Annotated in this window: 18 protein-coding genes; 3 read left to right on the top strand and 15 right to left on the bottom strand. The window is 37.7% G+C overall.

The window, feature by feature from the left end; genetic code table 11:
* The first annotated feature begins 31 nt into the window (after window positions 1-31).
* A complete protein-coding gene (locus tag H4J66_RS13295; protein WP_182175484.1) occupies window positions 32-559 on the top strand; it encodes a histidine phosphatase family protein in 528 nt (175 codons plus the stop codon).
* A 2-nt stretch (window positions 560-561) separates the two neighbouring features.
* Here H4J66_RS13295 and H4J66_RS13290 read toward each other — a convergent pair whose 3' ends face one another.
* The 5 genes from H4J66_RS13290 to nagX form a co-directional block, all read right to left on the bottom strand.
* Window positions 562-987 carry a hypothetical protein gene (locus H4J66_RS13290; RefSeq protein ID WP_182175483.1) on the bottom strand — a complete coding sequence of 142 codons (426 nt, stop codon included), beginning with the start codon at window positions 985-987 and terminating at the stop codon, window positions 562-564.
* An 83-nt stretch (window positions 988-1,070) separates the two neighbouring features.
* Window positions 1,071-1,373 carry a hypothetical protein gene (locus tag H4J66_RS13285; RefSeq protein ID WP_182175482.1) on the bottom strand — a complete coding sequence of 101 codons (303 nt, stop codon included), beginning with the start codon at window positions 1,371-1,373 and terminating at the stop codon, window positions 1,071-1,073.
* 174 nt (window positions 1,374-1,547) lie between these two features.
* A complete protein-coding gene (locus H4J66_RS13280) occupies window positions 1,548-4,700 on the bottom strand; it encodes an efflux RND transporter permease subunit (protein WP_182175514.1) in 3,153 nt (1,050 codons plus the stop codon).
* Window positions 4,701-4,703: 3 nt separating this feature from the next.
* Window positions 4,704-5,903 (bottom strand): efflux RND transporter periplasmic adaptor subunit, encoded by a 1,200-nt coding sequence (locus H4J66_RS13275; RefSeq protein WP_182175481.1) that lies wholly within the window; start codon window positions 5,901-5,903, stop codon window positions 4,704-4,706.
* 265 nt (window positions 5,904-6,168) lie between these two features.
* A complete protein-coding gene (nagX, locus tag H4J66_RS13270) occupies window positions 6,169-7,320 on the bottom strand; it encodes a transmembrane glucosamine N-acetyltransferase NagX (protein ID WP_182175480.1) in 1,152 nt (383 codons plus the stop codon).
* A gap of 189 nt (window positions 7,321-7,509) precedes the next feature.
* On the opposite strand from nagX, the gene H4J66_RS13265 reads away from it, so the two are divergent.
* Both H4J66_RS13265 and H4J66_RS13260 read left to right on the top strand, forming a co-directional pair.
* Window positions 7,510-7,962 (top strand): TerB family tellurite resistance protein, encoded by a 453-nt coding sequence (locus H4J66_RS13265; protein WP_182175479.1) that lies wholly within the window; start codon window positions 7,510-7,512, stop codon window positions 7,960-7,962.
* Between the two features lie 70 nt (window positions 7,963-8,032).
* Window positions 8,033-8,863 (top strand): S1 RNA-binding domain-containing protein, encoded by an 831-nt coding sequence (locus H4J66_RS13260; RefSeq protein ID WP_070375574.1) that lies wholly within the window; start codon window positions 8,033-8,035, stop codon window positions 8,861-8,863.
* Between the two features lie 62 nt (window positions 8,864-8,925).
* On the opposite strand, the gene H4J66_RS13255 is transcribed toward H4J66_RS13260, so the two are convergent.
* The 10 genes from H4J66_RS13255 to H4J66_RS13210 form a co-directional block, all read right to left on the bottom strand.
* Window positions 8,926-11,427, bottom strand: a complete 2,502-nt coding sequence (locus H4J66_RS13255) for a TonB-dependent receptor (RefSeq protein ID WP_182175478.1) — start codon at window positions 11,425-11,427, stop codon at window positions 8,926-8,928.
* Window positions 11,428-11,513: 86 nt separating this feature from the next.
* The gene (locus H4J66_RS13250) at window positions 11,514-11,753 is read right to left on the bottom strand and encodes a hypothetical protein (protein ID WP_182175477.1); all 240 of its coding nucleotides are present in this window, start codon (window positions 11,751-11,753) and stop codon (window positions 11,514-11,516) included.
* A 256-nt stretch (window positions 11,754-12,009) separates the two neighbouring features.
* The gene (gene tldD, locus H4J66_RS13245; protein ID WP_182175476.1) at window positions 12,010-13,449 is read right to left on the bottom strand and encodes a metalloprotease TldD; all 1,440 of its coding nucleotides are present in this window, start codon (window positions 13,447-13,449) and stop codon (window positions 12,010-12,012) included.
* Window positions 13,450-13,475: 26 nt separating this feature from the next.
* Window positions 13,476-14,312, bottom strand: a complete 837-nt coding sequence (locus H4J66_RS13240; protein ID WP_182175475.1) for a carbon-nitrogen hydrolase family protein — start codon at window positions 14,310-14,312, stop codon at window positions 13,476-13,478.
* Complete coding sequence (locus H4J66_RS13235; protein ID WP_182175474.1) at window positions 14,305-18,246, bottom strand: YhdP family protein; 3,942 nt, start codon at window positions 18,244-18,246, stop codon at window positions 14,305-14,307. The genes H4J66_RS13240 and H4J66_RS13235 overlap by 8 nt, the downstream gene beginning before the upstream one ends.
* Before the next feature lie 193 nt (window positions 18,247-18,439).
* Window positions 18,440-19,906: a ribonuclease G gene (gene rng / locus H4J66_RS13230; protein WP_182175473.1), complete on the bottom strand. Its 1,467-nt coding sequence runs from the start codon at window positions 19,904-19,906 to the stop codon at window positions 18,440-18,442.
* Window positions 19,903-20,520 (bottom strand): nucleoside triphosphate pyrophosphatase, encoded by a 618-nt coding sequence (locus H4J66_RS13225; protein ID WP_182175471.1) that lies wholly within the window; start codon window positions 20,518-20,520, stop codon window positions 19,903-19,905. Before H4J66_RS13225 ends, rng begins: the two co-directional genes overlap by 4 nt.
* Window positions 20,521-20,556: 36 nt before the next feature.
* Window positions 20,557-21,036 (bottom strand): rod shape-determining protein MreD, encoded by a 480-nt coding sequence (gene mreD / locus H4J66_RS13220; RefSeq protein WP_182175469.1) that lies wholly within the window; start codon window positions 21,034-21,036, stop codon window positions 20,557-20,559.
* On the bottom strand, window positions 21,023-21,943 hold the full coding sequence (mreC, locus tag H4J66_RS13215) for a rod shape-determining protein MreC (RefSeq protein WP_182175467.1): 921 nt from the start codon (window positions 21,941-21,943) through the stop codon (window positions 21,023-21,025). The genes mreD and mreC overlap by 14 nt, the downstream gene beginning before the upstream one ends.
* A 137-nt stretch (window positions 21,944-22,080) precedes the next feature.
* A complete protein-coding gene (locus H4J66_RS13210; protein ID WP_070375565.1) occupies window positions 22,081-23,124 on the bottom strand; it encodes a rod shape-determining protein in 1,044 nt (347 codons plus the stop codon).
* Window positions 23,125-23,353: the final 229 nt, after the last annotated feature.

Below are 23,353 nucleotides of genomic sequence, written 5' to 3'. Positions count from 1 at the left end.
GTGAATAAGCATAAATCGAAAAAGGTATGTTATGAATAAATTAATTTTACTGTTAATTTTTTTTATCAACATACCTTTTTTAATCGTTAATGCGACTGAAAACGCTTATGTACAAAAGGAAAGTAAAAGCTACAGCCTTTATTTAATTGGTCATGCTGAAAACAAAACTGATCAAGAAGATTCTGGATTAACACAATGTGGTACATATAGGGCAAAAGAACTTGCGCGTATTCTACAGAATGCAGAAATAGAAAATATATACAGTACGCGCTATCAACGGACTATGGCAACGGCTACACCGCTAGCACAACAGCAACAACTTGCGATCAAAAATTATGCGCCCAATAAATTAGAGCAACTCGCCTGGCAATTAATCAAAGAACAAGAAAACACTGTAGTGTTTGGACACAGTAACACCACGGTACGATTGGCAGAATTACTAAGCCAAAGCTCTGTATCACCAATAACAGAACAAGAATATCGTGGTATCTATCAAATCATCATTTCAGGCAAAAATCGTCATCTAACATTATTGATGCAACCTTCGATCTGTAAGTAAAGCTACTGCAGGTTCTTATTTTCAGGCGCTTTATTCGCTGCAGTAATTAATTCAATATCAGTAATTGAAAAAGGAGTTCCCCATTGCTGAATAGTCATCATACCCGTGATAGCTTTGCCGGTTACTTTGATAACAGCGCCATCTTTTTGGAATTCTTTTTCTAAATTCAGCGGTAACCAATGCTTACCTTCTTTAGAAACTAATCCAAAAAAGCCCCCTTCTAAATTCATATATTTAATTGTCGCGGTAAATGATATTTGCTCAGGTTCCACTTTAGCAGACAAACTTTTTTTAGGCATGATTGATACCTCTGCGGCTGAAATAGCCTCGGTATTGGCTGTATCTCTTTTAGTCACTTCTTCAGCGGCTTGCTGACATGAGAATAAAAAGCTACAAGTGAAGACTAAACTGACTATTTTTTTAAACATATGACACACTCATTTGATGATTAATTTTAAGAAAAGCAACCCCTAAAGTTTGCCTTAAAGTAAGCGAGTAAGGGCCTAATCTTTTACTGCTTGGCCTCTTTTTTAAGCGTTTTAATTTCTTCGCCAATTTTTTGTTTATTACCACAAATTGCTGGCTGTTTGTCATCACGATAGTAGCGAATGTCAATGCAGTCAACTTGATAACGACGTTCTAACTCAGTTCGTTTTATAGGTTTACCTTTAGCCTCTGCTATTTGGCGTTGAAGTGACTGGCACATTTGAATTTGTTCACTCGCGATTGTTATATCTTCGCAAGCATTTTCAGTTGTCGAACAACCCGTTATAGTCATGAGCGTAAGTGTTGAAAAAAGATAAATATGTTTCATTATAATGAGTTCGCTTCATTTATTAATATTAGCATTAACACCATTATAGCCAGCTATTATTATTAACGATAGCTTTTCTTGACAGGACTAGCAGAGAGGTATTGGTTAATAAATTTAATGAATCGCATAAAAAAACCATTACAAAAGTAATGGCTTTGATAAAAATACTATCGATTAGTTAACCGATAAATCACCGGTATTTTCAGCAATAAGCGGTTGTTTCTTTTTACGCTTAAAGATCTTTTTAATATCTTCAATAATAAGATATAAACTTGGGATCAGTACCAGTGTAACTATGGTCGCAAATAATACCCCAAAAGCTAAAGATATCGCCATTGGAATTACGATTTGTGCTTGGGCACTTACCTCAAAGAAGATGATAGGCACTAAACCAATAAAGGTTGTTATTGACGTTAACATGATAGCTCTAAAACGTTTAGTGCCAGCATGTATTACCGCATCTTTTAGTTTAACACCTGATTTTCTGGCATTGTTAACATAGTCAACCATGACTAAGGAGTCATTAACGACCACACCAGACGCCGCTAATATTCCCATAAGGGATAATGCACTTAAGTCCATATCTAAAATAAAATGACCGAATACAGAGCCAATAACTCCAAAAGGAATCACCACCATAATCATTGCCGCTTGCGAATAAGACTTCAACGGTATTGCCAATAGTGAGAATACAATCAAAAAAGAGATAGCACCATCACGTATCTGACTATTTAGACCATCCATTTCTTCTTGAATGCTCCCCGACAATTCGCTTTGAACTTTTGGAAATTTTCTTAACAGTTCAGGAATAAAGTTATCTCTGATATCGTTAGCAACTTTAAATGGCTCAACTTGTTCAGCATCAACACTTGCCCAGACACTAATTGTCCGATTACCATTTTCTCGGCGAATACTAGTCACCCCTTCTTGTAAGCTAATATTAGCCAATTCTGACAAAGGTAATTCCGCACCATTTCGCGCTTTAATCATCACATTATCAACATGTCCAACAGAGCTTCGCTGCTCAAGTGGATAACGGATCATCACTTTCACTTCTTCGCTGTCACGTAAAATGCGTTGTGCTTCTAAACCATAGAAACTGTAACTCACTTGTGAAGCTATTTCGGCTAAAGTTAATCCTAAACTATAAGCAAGCGGTTTTAATTCAAACTGAACTTCTTTGGCACTGGTTTGACGACTATCATTAACATCACCAATACCTTTTAAAGAATTAAGTTTAGCTTTTAACTCTCTCGATGCGGCGAGTAATTGTGCATCGTCTTTACTTTCTAATCTGAAGGCTATATCGCCATCATCTCGACCGGAGCCAAATAAATTATCACCAATAGTAAACGATTTTACACCGGGATAATTAGGAATAGCAGCGCGCCATAAATCGGCCAGTTCAAAAGTATTCATGGGCCGTAATTCAGGTATCACTAATTTAACCATCAATTGACCACTGGTTCTGCTACGTAAATCAACTTGCATATCAGAGATCATTGACTGCCCGTATTTCGCTTCAATATCTTTATCGATAGTGTTAATAACACCTTGAATATTTAATAACGTTTGCAATGTTGCCTTCTCTGAGGCGTCAACATTCATTTCAACATTAACACGAGGAAAATCATGTGGGATCTTAGCTTGACCAACGGAGCGAACAAAACCGCCATTAAACAATCCCGCACAAATTAGCATTAAACTGATAAAAAACATTAATACCGCGTAACGATAGCTAATAAAAGTGATTAAAGCAGGTCGATAAATATTCTCAATAAAGTTTTTTAGTTTGGTATCAATCCACCGACGTAATATATCAACTGGATTTTTAGGATTAAAAGCCTTAATTTTCATTTTTACCAAATGCGCGGGTAAAATAAGCTTTGACTCAATTAAAGAAAAAATTAAACAAAGGATCACGACTGAGCCAATCGCTTTAAAAAAAGCAGCGGAAGGGCCTTCACCAAACAAAAAAGGCAGGAATACAGCAATTGTTGTCAATACACCGAAGGTCGCTGGCATGGCAACTCGTTGGATACCACGAATAACATTTTCAGTACTATGGCCATTCTGTTCTATTTCTTCATGAGCACTCTCCCCCATCACAATAGCATCATCAACGACAATACCTAACACCAAGATAAAGGCAAACAAGCTGATAACATTAATAGTAACATTGATAAATTCTAATGGCATAAGAAATAAAGTACCGAGAAAACAAACGGGTAAACCCATCATTACCCAGAAAGCTAAACGAACACGTAAAAATAGCGCTAACATTATAAAAACTAATATTGCTCCACTTTTCATGTTGTCTATCATCATCGTTAAGCGACCTTCAAGATAGTAGGTCATATCAACCCAAGTTTCTAACTTAACGCCTTCAGGAAGTATCTTCGCTTTATCATCAACATACTTTTTAATGACTTCTGCAACATCAGTAATACTTTGATTATTGGCAGCGCCAATAAAAATAGTGACTGAGTTTTCACCATTAAATTTTGAATACTGTAAGCCTTCTTTAAAACCATCAATAACTGTTGCAATTTGGCCTAATAAAACTTTAGAACCATCAGCTAAGGTAACAACAGGTATTTGCTCAAATTCATATCCTCGATAAGCTTGGTTCTCAACACGCAAGTTAATATAACCATTTTCTGCACGAATTTGTCCTGCAGACATATTACGTGAGTAACCACGGACCGCTTGAGCAATATCGCTAAAACTTAAATCATATTCGCGTAACTTATCTTTACTCACCTCGATGGATATTTCGTAGTCTAGCCCACTGTATAATTCTGAAATGTTAACAAAAGGCAGCTGTTGAATTTCGTTATGAACTTTTCGTCCTAACTCTTTCAGCTCACCATTGGTTAAGTCGCCATATAGGCTGATATACATAACTTCTTGACGAAATTTTTCACGCTCAACTTTGATACGTTCCATTCCATCAGGGAAACTAGAAATAGAGTCAATGGCAGATTTAACTTCCTCTAAAACAATTTGTGGATCATAATCAAGGTCAACTTCAAACCAACCGTTTGAAAAATTACGGTTTGAATAAGTAATTACGCGCTTTAAGCCCTGTACTGTTTCCAAAGCTTCTTCGACTTTAATCGTTATACCTTCTTCAACTTCTTGAGGTGCAGCTCCTGGGTAAGGCGCAGTATAAGAGATCCAATTGATATTAATTTGTGGAAACATTTGTTTATTAATAGTGCTAATGGTAAAAAAACCACCTACTAAAATAAATATCATTAATAAGTTTGCCGCCACACTATTACGGGCGAACCAAGCAATTAAGCCTTTATTGGTATCATCCATCATCTAGTCCTTAGTACTTGCGATTTGTGTTTCAGGAGCTTCTTCAATCGTTACTTCACTTTTACTACCTTGTAAGGCTAATTTCATACCGTCAACGGGATAGTCTAATGCTGAAACAATGATTTGATCACCTTCATTCAAACCATCAGTTACGATCATATTCGAGCCGTCCTCGCGAGCAATAGTAATATCGACATAGTGCAATGTTGAGTCAGCCCCTAAAATAGCAACACGACCATCGGTAACAAGGTATCGGGGAAGTAATGTTACACCTTTAAGGCTAATACCAAAGATTTCTGCTGTAACATAAGAGCCAAAGCGAATGGGTTTATGCTCGAGTGTTTCTTTTTTAGTTTTTAAGCCATAGGGGTCTTGAATTTCAGCAACTAAATAGCTCATACGGCTTGTGTTATCAACTACACCTTCACTACGTGCGATCCTTGCTTGCCAAATTATATTTTTACCTGCATAAGTGCCCATCAAGTTAACCTGTGCGTCTTCACCTTGCGAAACTAAAAACTGTAGCTGATTATCGGCAACGGGTAAGCGAACCTCAGCTACCCCTGTTCCTAATAATTTACCCACTTTAGTGCCAGTACCGACAAAAGAGCCTAAACCAATCATACGACTTTCAATCATTGCATCATAAGGCGCTCTAATTTCGGTACGTTCTAAGTTACGTTTAGCTCGAAGTACAGAGGCTTGTGCCGATTTAACATTAGCAAGTTCTTGTGCAAGTTGCGGTTTACGCAAGCTCAATTCAGTAGGAGAAGTATCCGTAATGCGTTTCCATTCTTGTTCAGCTACCTGTCCTTGGGCACGCTCTTTTTCTAGCGAAGCACGTGCAGAGGCCATTGTTGCTTCCGCATCAATTAATGCAGCTTGGTAATCATTAGGATCGATACGAGCGAGTAATTGGTTTTTTGCAACAAAACCGCCACGTACAAAGACATCCGCTAATTCAACGACTTCACCGCTAACTTGTGCCACCAATTCAGTTTCATATTTAGGTTGAACAACACCGTATGAATTAACGGTAAGGTCCATTGGCGCAATATGGATTTTTTCAACGGCTACGATGGGCCTATTGTCAACTTCAGCTTTTTCTTCCGGTGGCTTCTTCATACTTGAAAGGCCAAAAAATAATAAAAAGCCAACAATTAGAATGGCAATAGAAATAATAATTTGTTTTTTACGTGTCACGGTTATGTCCTCATAAATGTGATCTGAACTAATAATTCTTTTAATTGTTTACAGGATAGCTAATTAATAGTCTATACAAACAATTAAGTTGTAAATGCTTGTTACAAGATACGCGCCAGAATAAAAAATCCAGTAAAAACAAAACAAAAAAATATTTTTTTAATTTAAAAACAATAGGTTAAAGAAGTCCTATTTATTTGCTGATATAAAAAATGACTGCATTGAAAAAACAGTCATTTACAATATTCGTCCTTTTAACCAATTATTATACTTTTATAAAAATATTTCTTCGATATAGCCAATACAGGACTAGCCATTGTAAAAGGACCATGCCAGCATAAAGAATAAAATCTTGCCAACCTGCAGGTACAGAGTTGATTAAGCCTCCAAAAATACTTTTCGAGGTATATTGCCAATCAACAATACTCGAACCTAAATAGATAATGATTGAATTTGTTCCAATTACTGCGAAAAACTTAGCCCATAGGGTGAACTCTACTACATCAATCAGCCAATAAAATAGCGTCAATAATAAGATACTGTAGCCAATAGTGACTAAAGTGAATGAACTCGTCCATAATGTTTTGTTAATTGGAAAAAAAATGCCCCATAAATAACCGAGTAATAAAATAGAGGTCCCAATAACCAAAAGACCGGTTAATAGTGTCTTGGGCGTATAAATGTTTTTTATCATATAACGACCAATGAAGACACCTGCTAGTGCATTTACAATCGATGTTATATTTGATAACAATCCTTCCGGGTCAATGGCGAGCCCCTGATAAGTTGACCCCGGTAATAAATGTTGATCAAACCAAGCGTTCAATGCTCCAATCGCTGAAAAATCACCGCCACCATATCCACCTAATGTAACTAAGCTTAGTAGTAACCAATATCCTATTAAAATACCGCCTGCAACGAACCACTGTATTTTTTCACTGACGTACCAAACTAATAATGCCGCTACAAACCACGCAATACCAATACGCCCCAGTACGCTAACATAACGGATACTATCAAATGATGTCGGAATACCGCCGCCCCAACCATGGTTATATAAAATACCAAAACTAATTAAAAGTAATAAACGTCTAATGCCATTATATAAAATCGATTTTGCTTGTTCTGGCTCATAGCTAGATAAGGGCTTTGCTGCGATACCTAGACTGACTCCTGATAGAAAAATAAATAAGGGAAAAATTAAATCATAAACACGAAACCCATGCCAAGCACTGTGTTCCATTTGCTGTGCAAGCACCGCAAGAATGGGCCAGCCTGTCGCTATAAATAATGCTGCAAACAAACCTTCAGCGCCTAAAATCCAAATCATATCGAAACCACGTAAAGCGTCAATTGACAATAGTCGCTTTTTATTTGGATTTGCTTTTACAACCGCAGAGGGATATTGACTTAACATTCTTTTACCTTATAAACTTTCAGCGTAACTCTGCCAATAAAGACAGCGCTGTCATTAGGTTGTTATCATAATATTACTGGCGCAAAATAGCAATCAGACACACTTTGTTATCAAATATAATTATTATCTGCTTGTTTTCTTTATTACTGAGCGTAACAATAAAGTGATTACTTTATTTAAGGAATAAACATGCTTACAAAAATCAGTTCTTTTTTTCAAAACCTAGCCGATGATTTAACAGACAATAACACTAAAAAAAATTCTGATGAGGTGACTATAGAGCTAGCCTGTGCGGTATTATTGTGTGAAGTCATGCGTGCTGATGGACACTTTGACCAACAGGAACAAGCTAAACTGGCCGTATTACTCATTGAACAGTTTCACTTGAATGAAGAAGAAGTTAAGCAAATCATTGATCAAGCACTGATTCAAAGTGAACAAGCGACTGATTTTTATCGATATACATCGAAAATAAATAAACATTTTTCTATCGAACAACGAATATCAATTGTTAAGCAGTTATGGAATATGGCTTATGCCGATGGTGAACTGGCAAGTATTGAAGAGCATGTTATTCGCAAAATTGGCGATTTGCTTCAGCTACGCCACGCTGAATATATTCAAACCAAACCAAGAAAATAACATCATTCATTTTTGATATGCGTTATTATAGCCCCTAAGATTTTCATATTAATTTTCTTGGTAAATTCAAATGGCCGACATTGGTAAATATAATACCCTTTCTGTAGTTGCAGTCACCGAAAAAGGTGCTTATTTAAGCGCTGGAGAACTGGGTGAAGTATTACTACCGAACCGTTTTATTCCTGAAAACTGTAAAGTAGACGATAAACTCACTGTCTTCATTTATGTTGATTCAGCTGAACGCATTATTGCGACCACTGAAAAACCGTTTGGCCAGGTAGATGAATTTGTTTCATTGAAAGTAAAACAGCTCAATAAAATGGGTGCATTCCTTGATTGGGGGTTACCTAAAGATTTATTAGTACCTTTTAATCAACAGCATACACCAATGGAAGAAGGAAAATATTATCTAGTACGTATTTTTCTTGATACCACCACGGACCGAATTGCCGCTTCAAGTAAGCTCGACAAATATATTGATATTTGGCCTGCTGATTATCAACAGTGGGATAAAGTTAAATTGATGATTGGTGGAAAAACTGATCTTGGCTTTAAAGCGATTATCAATGATAAGCATTGGGGCTTACTTTACGACAATGAAATCTTTCAACCATTACGTGTTGGTAAAGTTGTCGACGGTTTTATTAAAAATATACGTGAAGATGGCCGTATTGATTTATCACTTTCACGTTCAGGTGAAGGGAAAGTTAATGACTTTGCTGATAAATTATTAGCTCACATTGCAGAAAATGATGGATTTAGCCCATTACATGATAAAAGTTCGCCTGAGCTCATTCAACGTATTTTAGGTGTCAGTAAAAAAACCTTTAAAGCGACAGTTGGAAACTTATTGAAGAAAGACAAAATCACGATTGAAAAGTCAGGTCTTAGATTAAAGTAAATCGTTAAACATACTTTGTAGATGAAGCCTTAGCCTCATCTACAAAGCTATTATTCTACTGCTTAAAAACTTCCTCTAATACCAACCGTAAACCCTCGTGCCGGTAATGGTGAAACACCTTTGAGAAATGACGTATGTACTCGTGCTTCTTCATCAGTAATATTATTCACTTTTAAAAATGCCACCATATCGTCTCCAACATTATTAATAAAGTAATTAAAGTTAGCATCTAGCATGGTATAGCCGTCTGTTTCACTTTCAAGTTCAGCGGTATTTGACTGCTTAAAATAATGCGTTGCACTAATCTCAGCCGAATATTCATCCGTTATATAATTGAATTGTCCACCAAAACGCATAGGTGGAATTCTTGGTAGATTGTCGCCATCAGTTACTTTTGCATGGATATAATCGGTAAACATACTAGCTTTAAGTGAAGGTGTTACTTGATAGAATAATTCAGCTTCTATACCGAACATCACCACATTACTCTGTTGGAAAACATATACCGGTAAACCTTCGCTTTCCTCTGCATGCTCTTCTACGCCTTCATCCAAATGCTGTTCTTCTAGAGCTTCATTATGATCATCGTGTCCATCTTCTGCAAATAGCCCAGTATTCGCTTGATAATAATAATCGTCAATATGATTATAAAAAGCACTAGCAACGAAACCAAAGTCACCTTCAAATTTTCTCCAAGTAAGATCTAGATTATAAGCCGTTTCTAGCTCAACATTTTGATCAGACAAGTCTACATGTAATTCATGGTCTTCTTCATGTACCTCAAACAATGCCCCAACTTCATAAGTATTCGTGCCGATATGAGCACCATTCGAAAATAATTCACTCGCTGAAGGTGCTCGCTGAGAAAACGCAGCAGAAAATCCTACATTATAACCCCTTGAATATTCCCATACAGCGCCTAAAGACGCGCTTATAGGCGTAAAGCTCTGCTTATTAAAATGCAACTCTTCTTCATGGCTGCCTAGTTCATCGCTATGTTCACTGTGTGATTCAACTTCAGCATTTGCACTCAAGGTTACATGTTCGGCACGTATACCTAGTTGCCATAAAACATCCTCTATGTGTTTCTCTTCAAGCCAAGCAACAGCAATTGATTCTGTATTTGAAGGAGGCGTAAATGCTTCTTCTCCAATCGCATTAAAATCATTTTCTTTATAGTGCAATGTCCATGCACCTTTCCAACCGTCAACGGCTTGATGATAAAGATCAAAGCGTGTTTCTAACATCTCATTATTAAATTGAGTACCGACTTCACCTCCTTCAATTTCTTGATGTTGGTAATCTGTGTAGGCTGCTTTACTCATTACACGATTAATAAAACTGTCTTCAAAACTCACTTCACTCAGTAATTGGTATCTGTCTTGTACTAAATCACCAAAAACAGCGCCTTCTTCAGCGATTTCACCCCCTATTTCTTCATGTTCTTCTTCACCGTGTTCTGAGTGCCCAGGAATACCGTAAGTTCTTTCCATTCGTCCATACGAAAAGCCAATATATCCTGCGTCAAACAAATAACTTGAACCAAGGGTAAAACCTGATGACTTCGAGGCACTGTTCTCTAGAATACCTTTAATTTCTTCGTCTGAATGTTCATCATGACCTTCTTCATGTTCATCATGACCTTCTTCATGTTCATCATGATCTTCTTCATGTTCATCATGGTCTTCTTCTGCAGTCGCATAGCCTGGGATCTTATAATCATTAGATTCACGCCAAAACGCATCAAGATGCACAGCTAAACTTTTGTACCCTGTGTTTATATTGAGTGTCGCTTCATTTTCATCTGCAACATCATTATGCTTTAGTAAATAATCGACCTGATTATCAGTATTTGTAGGTACTCTATTATCAACGACATTCACCACGCCACCTATCGCACCACTGCCATAAAAAAGCGTTGACGGACCACGTAGTACTTCTACCTGTTGAGCGGTACCAGCGTCGGCTGCAACCGCGTGGTCTGGTCCGACGCGAGACGCATCTCCTACGTCTAAACCATTTTGTGTGATTAACACTCTTGGTCCGTCCATACCACGAATAATAGGACTACTTGCTACTGGGCCAAAATAACTTGAATGTACACCCACTTCATTTTTTAGTGTTTCACCTAATGTAGATGCTTGCTTTAAACGCAGCTCGTCACCAGAAATAACACTTACTGGCAAGGCCGACTCAATACTCGATGAATGCAAAGGTGTCGCATAAACATCAACCACTTCCATGACCGTAGCACTGAGTGAAATTGTCACCTCGGTCATGTCTTGATCGGTAATGGTGAAATACTCGTTGATATGACTAAAGTTTTTAGCGCTAACATGAAGTTCTACTTTACCAACACCAATATCATTAAAAGTAAATTGGCCTTTTTCGTCAGTAACTGCTTTATATTTGGTATTAACCAAAGAAACTTTAGCTTTCGCAATTCTGTTGCCATCGGCATCAAATACTACGCCTGAAAATTTTTGAGCATGGCTGGCAGCGCCGACCATTAATAATGATAAAGCACACAAAGGCGCAATTTTATTGATATAAATTGATTTCATTTTTTTTCCAATAGATAGATCTAAAGAAGATTAGCGATTAAGCTAATTTTCTAAAATTTTTATTTTTGAACTGCATTAATTATTATCTATTGAACAGGGGGGGCACGTAATTGTGGTATCAAATAAAACGGCGTGTAACGATTAACTATAATTAACGTTTGCGTGGATTGTTGATAATTACTGACGTTAACCAGTTTTAAGGTGATATTATTCTTTGGTGTGTCAATGTTATGCTGACACAGTTTACACTGCTGTAATTCAACATTATCAGGTATCAATTCACCATGAGAACTATGACTAAGCGTGGCGCACAGAAATGCAGACATGATCAATAAACTTATTATTGATTGCCGACTCTGTGAAAAAAACTGTGTAAATAAAAAGTAATAGCTACGCATATTTTGTTATATTATAACAACTAGAACTATTTTTCAATCCTTGTTAATAAAATAGCGATTGTTATTACTTTTATAATGTTTTGCAAAAATATTCCTCTTAATTGCTAGTGCAAAAAAAAAGTCATCAGCCATTTATTTCTAAATAGCGGATGACTTTCTTAAAAATAATTTATTCAGGACTGAGCTACTGAGTACCGCCAATTGTCATTTCATTGATTTTCAAAGTCGGTTGGCCAACACCTACCGGAATACTTTGACCATCTTTTCCACAAACACCAACGCCAGCATCAAGTTTCAGGTCGTTACCGACCATACTGACATTTTTCATCGCTTCAGGACCACTACCAATTAACGTAGCGCCTTTTATTGGCGAAGTAATTTCACCGTTTTCAATAAGGTAAGCTTCAGAGCTGGTGAAAACAAATTTTCCAGAGGTAATATCAACTTGACCACCAGCAAAATGTGGCGCGTAAATGCCTTTTTTCACTGACTTAATAATATCTTTTGGATCATGTTCACCCGCAAGCATATAAGTATTAGTCATTCTAGGCATAGGTAAATGTGCATAAGATTCACGGCGACCATTGCCGGTAGGTGCTACACCCATCAGCTTAGCATTGTGCTTATCTTGCATATAACCTTTTAAAATACCTTTTTCAATCAGTACATTGTATTGTCCGGGTGTACCTTCATCATCAATTGAGATTGAACCACGGCGATTAGGGATTGTGCCATCATCAACAATAGTGCATAAATCAGAAGTCACTTTTTGACCGATTTTACCTGAAAATGCTGACGAACCTTTACGGTTAAAATCACCTTCTAAACCATGACCAACGGCTTCATGTAACAGCACGCCAGGCCAACCTGAGCCAAGTACAACAGGTAACATGCCAGCTGGAGATTCTATTGCCACCACATTGACTAAAGCTTGACGAACCGCTTCTTCGGCATAAGCTAAATAACGTGCTTTACCATTTTCAAGTTCAAAGAAATAACTATAATCAGTTCGAGCACCGCCGCCAGCACTGCCACGTTCACGTTTACCATTATCTTCAACTAATACTGAGCAATTTAAGCGAACCAGTGGACGTATATCAGTAGCAAAAGTACCATCGCTAGCAGCCACTAATATTTTTTCATAAACACCTGACAAACTAACAATAACCTGCTGAACACGCTTATCAACTGAACGAGCATGGGCTTCAATTTCATGCATTAAGGTGATTTTTTGCTCTTGCGCTAGACTGCCTAACGGATCAGTGGCTTGATAAACTGATTTCACCGTTTGATTTTTAAAAGCAAGTACACGACCATTTTGGTCGGCATTTGCAATACCTTTAGCGGCATCAGCTGCTTTTTTTAACGCGAGGGGAGAAATATCATCAGAGTAAGCAAAACCAGTTTTTTCGCCTGATATTGCTCGCACACCAACACCACGTTCAATATTATATGAACCTTCTTTGACAATGCCATCTTCTAGCATCCATGACTCATGACAGCTCGACTGAAAGTATAAGTCGGCTAAATCAATGTTTCGTTGATATATATTGTTTAACGTTTGATCTAAAAGATCTCGGTCAATTTGGCTATCGGCTAAAAGTTCGCGTTCAACACTATTCATATTTTTCACTTATCGTATTAATTTATTTAATTTGGGCGTTTTAATGTGCTTTCAAATTGATTATGTTCAGTAACAGGCATTGCTGCTCTTACTCTGTCTAGTTCGTCACGGGAAAATTCAACACTAATACTACCAATACCTTGCTCTATACAGCTAAGTATTTCTCCCCAAGGACTGATAATCATACTGTGTCCCCATGTTTCTCTACCATTAAGATGCGTACCATGTTGGGCTGCAGCTACAATATATACTTGATTTTCAATGGCACGTGCTTGTAATAATGTTTGCCAATGTGCTTGACCGGTTATCACAGTAAAGGCGCTTGGTACCGTAATAATATCAGCACCTAACAAGCGAAGTTGGCGATAAAGTTCAGGAAATCTCAAGTCATAACAAATTGTTAAGCCAATATTCACAGTTGCAGCTTGCCAACAACAAATTTTATCACCTGCTTGAGTATAGCGAGATTCACGATAACTTTTTTCGTTATCTTCAACATTAGCGTCGAATAAATGAATTTTATCGTACTGTATTAACTCATGACCTTGCGGTGAAAAAATACAACTACTGTTAGTAAACTTATCTTCAATTTTAGCTGAGGTTACTAGTGGAATACTACCAGCAACCAAAAGCACCTGATATTTTTTGGCTAACGTTGCCAGCTTATCTTTTAATGATCGTTTAGATACTGCTAATTGCTCAGCGTCTTTTCCTCCAAAGAACAAACAACACTCAGGTAAAACAACAATATGTTCATCACTCGAAGTAACTGGCGATAATCGGGCTAATTCAGCTTCAATACTCACTAGGTTTTCTTCAACATTCGGTACAGAGCATAGTTGTATTGCCGTAAGTCTAACCATCTAGGTTTATTTCCTTGTGATCTTTTATACCCTCTGTTTTATTTACTGGCGTCACAGGGGTGATATTGTTCTGATCAGGAATGCTATCAATAACTTCAGGAGGTGTTGAACGGCCAACTTTTATATTTTGGGTTTTTTTATCAACTACTTTTACTACGGGTAAATCAATTGGCCCGGTAACTTCCATTTTATATTCTGAAACAACTTGCGAGGTAATAACACCATCAAGAGCCAAAGCACCAATAAAGGTCAATGGGTTTAATGTCGCTATCCAGGCAATGGCCGGTAGGCTTGAGGTTAAATTGGGCTTATAAGACATTTTATAATCGAGTACTTGGTCATTTAAGTTGGTATTACCTTTTATAGACAAGTCGCCTGCCGCACCTTTCATAAAAGTGTTGTCGGTATAAACAATGCCATTTTTGACCTCAAAATCTCCTTTAATGGAATCATAGAACATACCATCACTAAAAATATCTCGAAAATCAAACTTCAATTTACGCACTAAGGACTGCAAACTGAGTAGTGAGAATGCTCGGGCTTGATCAGGTACTTCAGCTAAATATCCGTCTGAAAGTTTAACTTGGCTTGTACCGTTAAAGCTTTCTATCGCGAAATCTAAAGGGCTACCTGTCCAGTTGAAATTATAGTACAAGTCCAATTCACTATCTTTTATAGTTGAAGGATAACCTAATTTCTCGACTTCTTGATCAACATTTTTCGCTTTCAATTGACCTATAACAGTGGTTTGAGACTCATCGGCATTATGTTGCCAACTGGCATCAAAACTTAACTGTGTTTTCCCCCGTGTAGCCGTAAATTTTTTGATGGTTAACGTATCAACAGCAGACCGTTCAATAGAAAAATCAACTTCACCAAAATCAAACTTTCCATAGCTACAACTCGAACATTTTCCGCGAATAGGCGGAATATTAGCAAAAATAACATCGTTACTTATCGGTTCTTCTGATGGTTCCTCAACAAGACTTTCATTAACAAGTTCATCATCTGCCGTTAAGTGAATAAAATCAGCATTAAGCTCTATCCCTTGTTGATGCCAATCAGGATAAAACTTAGCTTTGGTTCGTGTTTCTTTGGCTTGCAATTCAAGTAACCACCATTGCACTTCATCGTTAAGATTAAAAGAGACGTCAGTTAATTCTTGTCCTAATACATTAAGCTTTTCAACCTTGCCCCTAATACGTTTAGGCGCACTTAACAGGGTAACATTATCTGCAGTTGTATTTACCGATGCTTGTTCTATGCCATCAAGAATATCCAAAATTAACGGTTGCCACTCGGTTACTGAGGCGGTAGATAAGTTTGTCGTGATATGAAAGCCTTCCGTTGGTAATAACATATGTTCATTACCTAAGACTAAATGTGCTTTAGTAAATTGCACTTTACTATGATTTAACTCACCATAAAAATTCAGCTCATCACCGATTTGTGCGTAAAGTACGGATGAATTTTCCTCTCCAGAAACTTTTACCGTAACATTAAGTACATCATCGGCTATTTTTTTATAAGGAGCAGGTAATGAAAGTGCTATATTTTCTAAAGTAGAGTCCAGTAAGAGTTCATAACTAAAACCAGCTTGATGGTGCATCTTTAGCGTTAAATCACCTTGCCACGCTAACAGACCCTGACCATATTTTTCAAGTAATTCTGGCAGCTCTTTTTTCCAAGCAGTTTCTGGCCACTGCGCTTGTAGGTTAATCAATGTTTGGTAATATTTACGGTTAGTATCCTGAGCTTCTACTTTCAGTGCTAAGGGCATTTTTCGCCAATTTAATGTCAGTCCTTGCGTCTTTATTACATCATTTTCGTAGCTCAATTCACCATTCACTTCTGTAAAGTTCATGGCAGGTGCTTGCAATGCTATTTTATTATTCTTGAACTCAACTTTGCCACTTGCCACAGCACTATCAAGGTCATTCAAAGGTAAATTTAGTGCAAAGCTACCTGAAATATTTTCTGATACTTGTAGCTGGTTTAGTGTTTCTCCAACCGTGTCGGCCAACGGACTCTTGTTCATTAAGTCACTTACTGCATTGGCTTGGGTATTTTTAAAATTCGCGGCAACCGTTAATATTTGTTGGCCAGCTAAATCATCAATAGCAACCTTAACACCGGTAACGTCTATACCAGTAAGCTCGCCACCTCGCCCCGTAATTAGCATGCTGTTGTTAGTGAAATTTAAGTTAGCATCAAAATCATTAATCACTGGCCAACTTGGATCGAACTGAAATTGACTCTTGACCAATTCTGCATTAACAACAAACACACCGCTATTATCTTCAAATGGAAATTTATCGAGTGGCCCATTAAAAAGCACTTGAGCTTGTGCGAATTCCCCGTCAATGATGGCTAAGTTTAAGTAATCGACCAGCTCCTGCCCCATCAGTAGATGTGGGTAAAAATAGTTTGCGAGCTTAGCGTCACCTTGATGCACATTAGCGAGTAATGCCATCGTGATCGTTTCATCTTCCAGCGCTTTAATTTCTACATCGGCGGTAGCATGAAGTTGTTTTGATATCATTTCGATTTGCTGAACTTTCACCAATAGTTCAGCATGATTAAAGTCGACATTAACTCGTGCAGCAATCGATTGGTATGGAATGGGATAAAGAAAGTGTTGGTCAAAATCTAGCTCTCCATTTTCAGCTAACAATTTAACCTGCAAGTTTTTTTGAGTGAAGGTAAGTTCACCACTGACATTTTCAACGCCGGGGATCCCTTGACTAAACGAAGAGGTAACATCTGAAAATTGCGCTACGGCTTTAATATCATCGTCATTATTGAGTAGATAAACGTCGGTTATCTGGCCAACTGGAGCAAGGTTATTTAATAATGTTTCACTCTCTGGGTGACCAGAAAAAAGTGGATAAAGGTCAGCTAAACCAAACAATTCTAATGAAGAGATATACGTGAGTAAGCCATTGGCTGTTCTTTTTGTACTGATGGTTAAAGGCTGCCAAGCCTTATTATTGGTGTAGAACTGTAATGGTGTGGTCGTAGTGCTTATGTTTTTAGCATCGTCAAAATTTTCAACCAAGATATTACCTTCGTCGATGCGAATACTGTGTAATTCATCTTTAAAAAGCCAGCTCACTTCATTATCGCCTAATGCGATTTGTAACCTGTTGGCTTTGCCTTTGTTTAAGGTATACCAAGCACTAAAATTAACCGATGAATAAGTTTTGTTATTTTCGATAGCAAAAACAGTATCTAGCCAAGGAGTTACATTAAGCTTATTTGCTTCAAGATATAGTTGACCACTTAAATCGCGAAGATCTTGTCCAGATGCATCAAGATTAAATTTAATATTATTAGATGTTAACCCGTCAATAAGCATACTACCCGTAGCTCGGTGATGATTGCCATTATTTACCCAAGCAAGTTGGTCGACCACAAAAGTTCGTGTTTTTGACTCATCTTGCAGGGTAATATTGCTATTTATTAATGAAAAGCGATTAATTTGCTGAAACAATACATCGCTGATGGTAGCAATAACGGTACTATCTTCCGCGCTTTGATCTTTTGCCGTTAATAGTGCTTTATCAAAAAAAACTTGCACACCTGCTAAGGTTATATCTTGAGAAATCAATTTTTGATGGCGTAAGCTTCCCCAGAAATCAACAGTCAATTCCATACGAGCCACAAATATATTAACGGTTTGAGTATCTAGCACATTAACTTTTTCAACAACTATCGTTGGCCCGTCAACCTCCCACTCCATGCTCAACGAGCCTATGGTTACATTGCTATCATAAGTTTCATTGAGATAATATTGTAAGTCTTGATGAAAATTATGTGCGTAGGGCAAAGATAAACGAAACGCACTGATCAGTACCGCAAAAAGCACCAACAAAATTGCCAATACTTTATACAGTCGATTTAACCAACGATTCGAAAAAGCTGAAATACTCATAAAATGAATTTACTACACACTTAATTATCTTAATTTTTAACTTACGGTGATTGATTTATTTACCGTTAAATCATGTTTGAAGCCATCATACTAAATTGCCTACACGGATGTAGGGACTTAGGTTTAGTCTGGAACTATAAACCTAAGTTTAAGTAACAATAAGACCCTAATGGCCTTTATTGATAGTTTTTAATTACATCATAATCACATCAAACTGCTCTTGATTATACATGGTTTCTGTCTGAACTTTAATTTGCTTACCGATGAAGACTTCTAACTCAGCAAGGTGATGATATTCATCATTAATTAGTGATTCACTCACTGCAGAAGAAGCATAAACAGTGAATTTATCTGAATCATAGGCGCGATTTACTCGTACTATTTCACGCAAAATTTCAAAACAAACGGTTTCAACAGTTTTTAAATGCCCTCGACCTGAACACACTGAACATTCGCCACACAATATATGTTCTAAACTCTCTCGGGTACGTTTGCGGGTCATTTCTACTAAGCCGAGCTTAGAAAACTTACTAATACTGTATTTAACATTATCTTTCGCCATCGCAACATCTAAACTGTGTAACACACGTTTTTGGTGCTCGGCACTGTTCATGTCAATAAAATCGACAATAATGATGCCACCTAGATTTCTCAGTCTCAACTGTCGAGCAATGACTTGTGTGGCTTCTGAATTAGTATTAAAAATAGTTTCTTCTAGATTACGATGGCCGACAAATCCACCGGTATTTATATCAATCGTGGTCATCGCTTCGGTTTGATCAATAATTAAGTAACCACCCGACTTCAATTCAATTCTTCTATGCAACGCTCTTTGTATCTCATTTTCGACATCAAACAAGTCAAAGATTGGTCGCTCCCCTGGGTAATTCTCTAAAAAAGGGGTTAAATTAGGGACAAATTCTTCGGTAAATTCCCGCAACTGCTCAAAAGTCAGTTTTGAATCGATACGAATTCGTTCAAGATCAATACCAACAAAATCACGGAGTACACGAAATGCTAACGAAAGATCTTGATAGATAGGCGCTTTCATTTGCTTTCTTTTTTTACGGTCTTGCACTTTTTTCCAGACACGACGTAAAAATTCAGCATCATGTTTTAATTCTTTTTCATCAGCACCTTCAGCAGCCGTTCGAACAATAAAGCCGTGTTCTTCACTACAATATGGTGTAATAATATCTTTGAGACGATTGCGCTCTTTTGAAGATTCAATACGTTGTGATATGCCCGCATGATTAGCATTTGGCATTAACACCAGATATCGAGCGGCTACGGTAATATCTGTGGTTAAGCGCGCTCCTTTGGTGCCCAGTGGATCTTTAATGACCTGAACCACAATTTGTTGGCCTTCATGCACTAACGCTCTAATGTCAGGTACGTGGTCAGCGGGCAAATCGTCATTACTAATAATGAGTTTAGTGTTGATGTCTGAAGCATGTAAGAACGCGGCTTTTTCTAAATTAATATCAATAAAGGCTGCTTGCATACCCGGTAAAACCCGAATAACTTTACCTAGATAAATATTGCCAACCAAACCACGACGAGATTCACGTTCAACATGAACTTCTTGCAATACGCCATTTTCTATTAGCGCAACTCGAGTTTCACTTGGGGTTACATTAATCAGTAATTCACCGCTCATAAAATTTCTCCGTCGCTGAGGGGGCTTGCTTGGTCTTGAACAGGGGTAGGTAAACCTAACTCAGCCAATAATTTTGCTGTTTCATATAAAGGTAAACCGACTACAGCAGAATAACTACCTTTAATTTGTGTCACAAATTGTCCACCAATACCTTGAATACCGTACGAGCCTGCTTTATCTTGAGGTTCGCCGGTATGCCAGTAGCGCTTAATTTCTTCAACAGACAATTTTTTAAAGGTAACATCCGTAGAAATAACCGCGGATAATATTTGTTTGTTTTTTACAACGGCAATGGCGGTCAGTACTTGGTGAGTGTTGTTTGATAACATTAGCAGTTGTTGACAGCATGCTGCAATATTCTCCGGTTTACCAAGAATATGATTGTCAAAAATAACGCTAGTATCAGAACCGAGCACGACACTACCTGCTACTTGATTTTTTGAGACTACCGTCGCTTTTTCAATCGCCAAACGTAACACATAATCGCTTGGTGATTCATTGTCGATGATGCTTTCATCGATATCGGCAGAAATAGTTTGAAATTGATAACCCAGTTGGCTAAGTAATTCTTTTCTTCGTGGTGACTGTGACGCTAAAATTAAAACGGACTTCATAGAAAAATTACTCAGTTAACGGGTCAATAACAGGGGTTAAGTAATACGAAAGTGACGACGTACTTTTCTTAATAATAAAAACGCCCAAGGCCACAGTACAATCGTTGTGATCACCGGATATAAATAACTAGGTAGGAACACAGCATCAGTTAAAAACCGTTGCATCCAAAAAACAATTAAATGGTATAACGCCGATAAAACACCAACAATGAGTGATTGTTGCCAAACAGAGAAATTTCTAATTTTTTGAAAGTTGCCCGCGATAATATAAACAGCAAGAGCCATCGCCATCGTGTGCACACCGAGAATAGACCCCAGTAAAACATCGAGTAATAAGCCAACAAAACCAGCGGTTATAACATTAATACGCGCGGGTAAGGCTAAGCACCAGTATACTAATACCACTAACACCCAGTCTGGACGAAAAACATCAATACTTTGGGGTAATGGCATAATACTGGCGATTAAAGCGATAACCGTCGTAAAAATAATAATCAAAAGGTTACGTATCGACATTATTTAGTCCTGTACTATCTTCACTTTTTTTATTATCAGGTACGTTTGGTGTTACTACTTTTTGCGAAGGTGCAAAAATTTCTGATGCTTTTTCAGGCCACAGCAACAATAAATAGCGTAATCGATCAATTTTAGCGACTGGCTGACTTTGTACTAAAGCAAAAGCATTTGCATCATTCTGTGAAACTTTGGTCACTCGCGCAACAGGATACCCTTCAGGGTACTTATCGCCAAGACCTGAAGTTACTAATAAATCACCCGTGCGAACATCGGTGCTGTGTTGCACAAAATTATGGGTTAATCTGTCTATTTGCCCTGTTCCTGAAGCGACTAAACGCACACCATTTCGACTAACTCTAACAGGTACGGCATGGGTAACATCAGTAATTAAAATTACCCGACTACTATTAATACCCACATGTAATATTTGCCCAACAATACCTTCATCGTCAATAACCGGTTGACCTTCAAAGACACCATCATCACTGCCACGATTAATAACGACTTGCTGACTATAAGGATCAGAGTCGACTGATATTATTTCAGCGACCATTTTCTTTACTTCACCACGTATCGGCGAAGCCAGTAATAAACGCAACCGCGCATTTTCTTTCTTGATAATTTCAAGTTCTAATAGTTGTTGATGAAAACGCAATTCTTCAACTTTATATTGCTGGTTGTCACTGAGTAGTTGTCGCCGCGTAACAATATTTTCGGCAGCCCAAGTCATGACTTGCTTAGGAGTCGTCGCTAAATACTGTAAGGGGCTGACCAGAGACTGTAAATAACCCCGAATATTTTCAAAGCTATTCATTTTGTGATCGAAGAAAATTAAAGACACAGAACAAAACAGCACCAACAAGAGTCGGTGCTGAGGGGAAGGGCCATGTTTAAATATTGGATTCATATAAACCTAAAATTTATTTAGGGAATGGTCATCGTTAAGCTACATAGGTAAATTTAAGTAATAGATACAAGATGAGATTAATCAATAAGTACTTCTAATAGCTAAATTTACCCTACAACGACAGACGGAAGTGTTACTTACTCATAAGAGAATAAATCGCCACCGTGCATATCAATCATCTCAAGCGCTTTACCACCACCAAGAGCCACACACGTAAGTGGATCATCAGCAACGACAACAGGAATGCCCGTTTCTTCCATTAATAAACGATCCAAGTCACGTAATAATGCACCACCACCTGTAAGTACCATACCACGCTCTGAAATGTCAGAAGCTAGTTCTGGTGGCGCTTGCTCTAAAGCAACCATAATAGCACTAACAATGCCGGTTAGTGGTTCTTGTAGTGCTTCTAATATTTCATTACTGTTCAACGTAAAACTGCGAGGAACACCTTCTGCTAAATTACGGCCACGTACTTCAATTTCTAGTACTTCTTCACCTGGATAGGCTGAACCAATTTCATGTTTAATACGCTCAGCAGTTGCTTCGCCGATCAAACTACCAAAGTTACGGCGTACATAATTAATAATAGCATCATCAAATTTATCACCACCGATACGTACAGAAGAAGAATAGACTACACCGTTCAATGAAATAATACCAACCTCGGTGGTACCACCACCAATATCGACGACCATTGAACCTGTTGCTTCTGAAACGGGCATGCCTGCTCCGATAGCAGCAGCCATTGGCTCGTCAATAAGATAAACCTCACGAGCACCCGCACCAAGTGCTGATTCACGTATCGCACGACGTTCTACTTGAGTTGAGCCACAAGGAACACAAACGAGCACACGAGGACTTGGACGCAAGAAATTATTACTATGAACTTGCTTAATAAAGTATTGCAGCATTTTCTCAGTAACAAAAAAGTTAGCGATAACACCATCTTTCATTGGGCGAATAGCTTCAATATTACCTGGCGTTCTGCCCAGCATTTGTTTTGCAGCAGAACCTACTGCGGCAACACTTTTTGAACCACCAGAGCGGTCTTGGCGAATAGCAACTACCGAAGGCTCATTCAAAACGATGCCTTGATCTTTTACATAAATAAGAGTGTTCGCCGTTCCTAAATCTATTGATAAATCATTAGAAAACATGCCGCGTAATTTTTTAAACATAAGATCAAAATATCCTAAAATGTTATGAAGGAGAATAATCCCCTTTTGCTCTCAACAAAACCTTGAATTAATCAAATAGCATTTAGTTAAGTGTATTAATAATATATTGGCTAATCATACCTGAGTGTTTCAATATTGTGTTATTTGAATCATCAAAAATATCAAAAATAATAACTTTTTTATCAATTTTTTACTGTGCAGGTCATAATCAAGTGAATTGTTAGGTAAA

This window comes from Colwellia sp. MB3u-55, from assembly GCF_014076785.1.
Classification (GTDB): Bacteria; Pseudomonadota; Gammaproteobacteria; order Enterobacterales; family Alteromonadaceae; genus Colwellia_A.
This window is presented reverse-complemented; position numbering and strand designations above follow the sequence as displayed.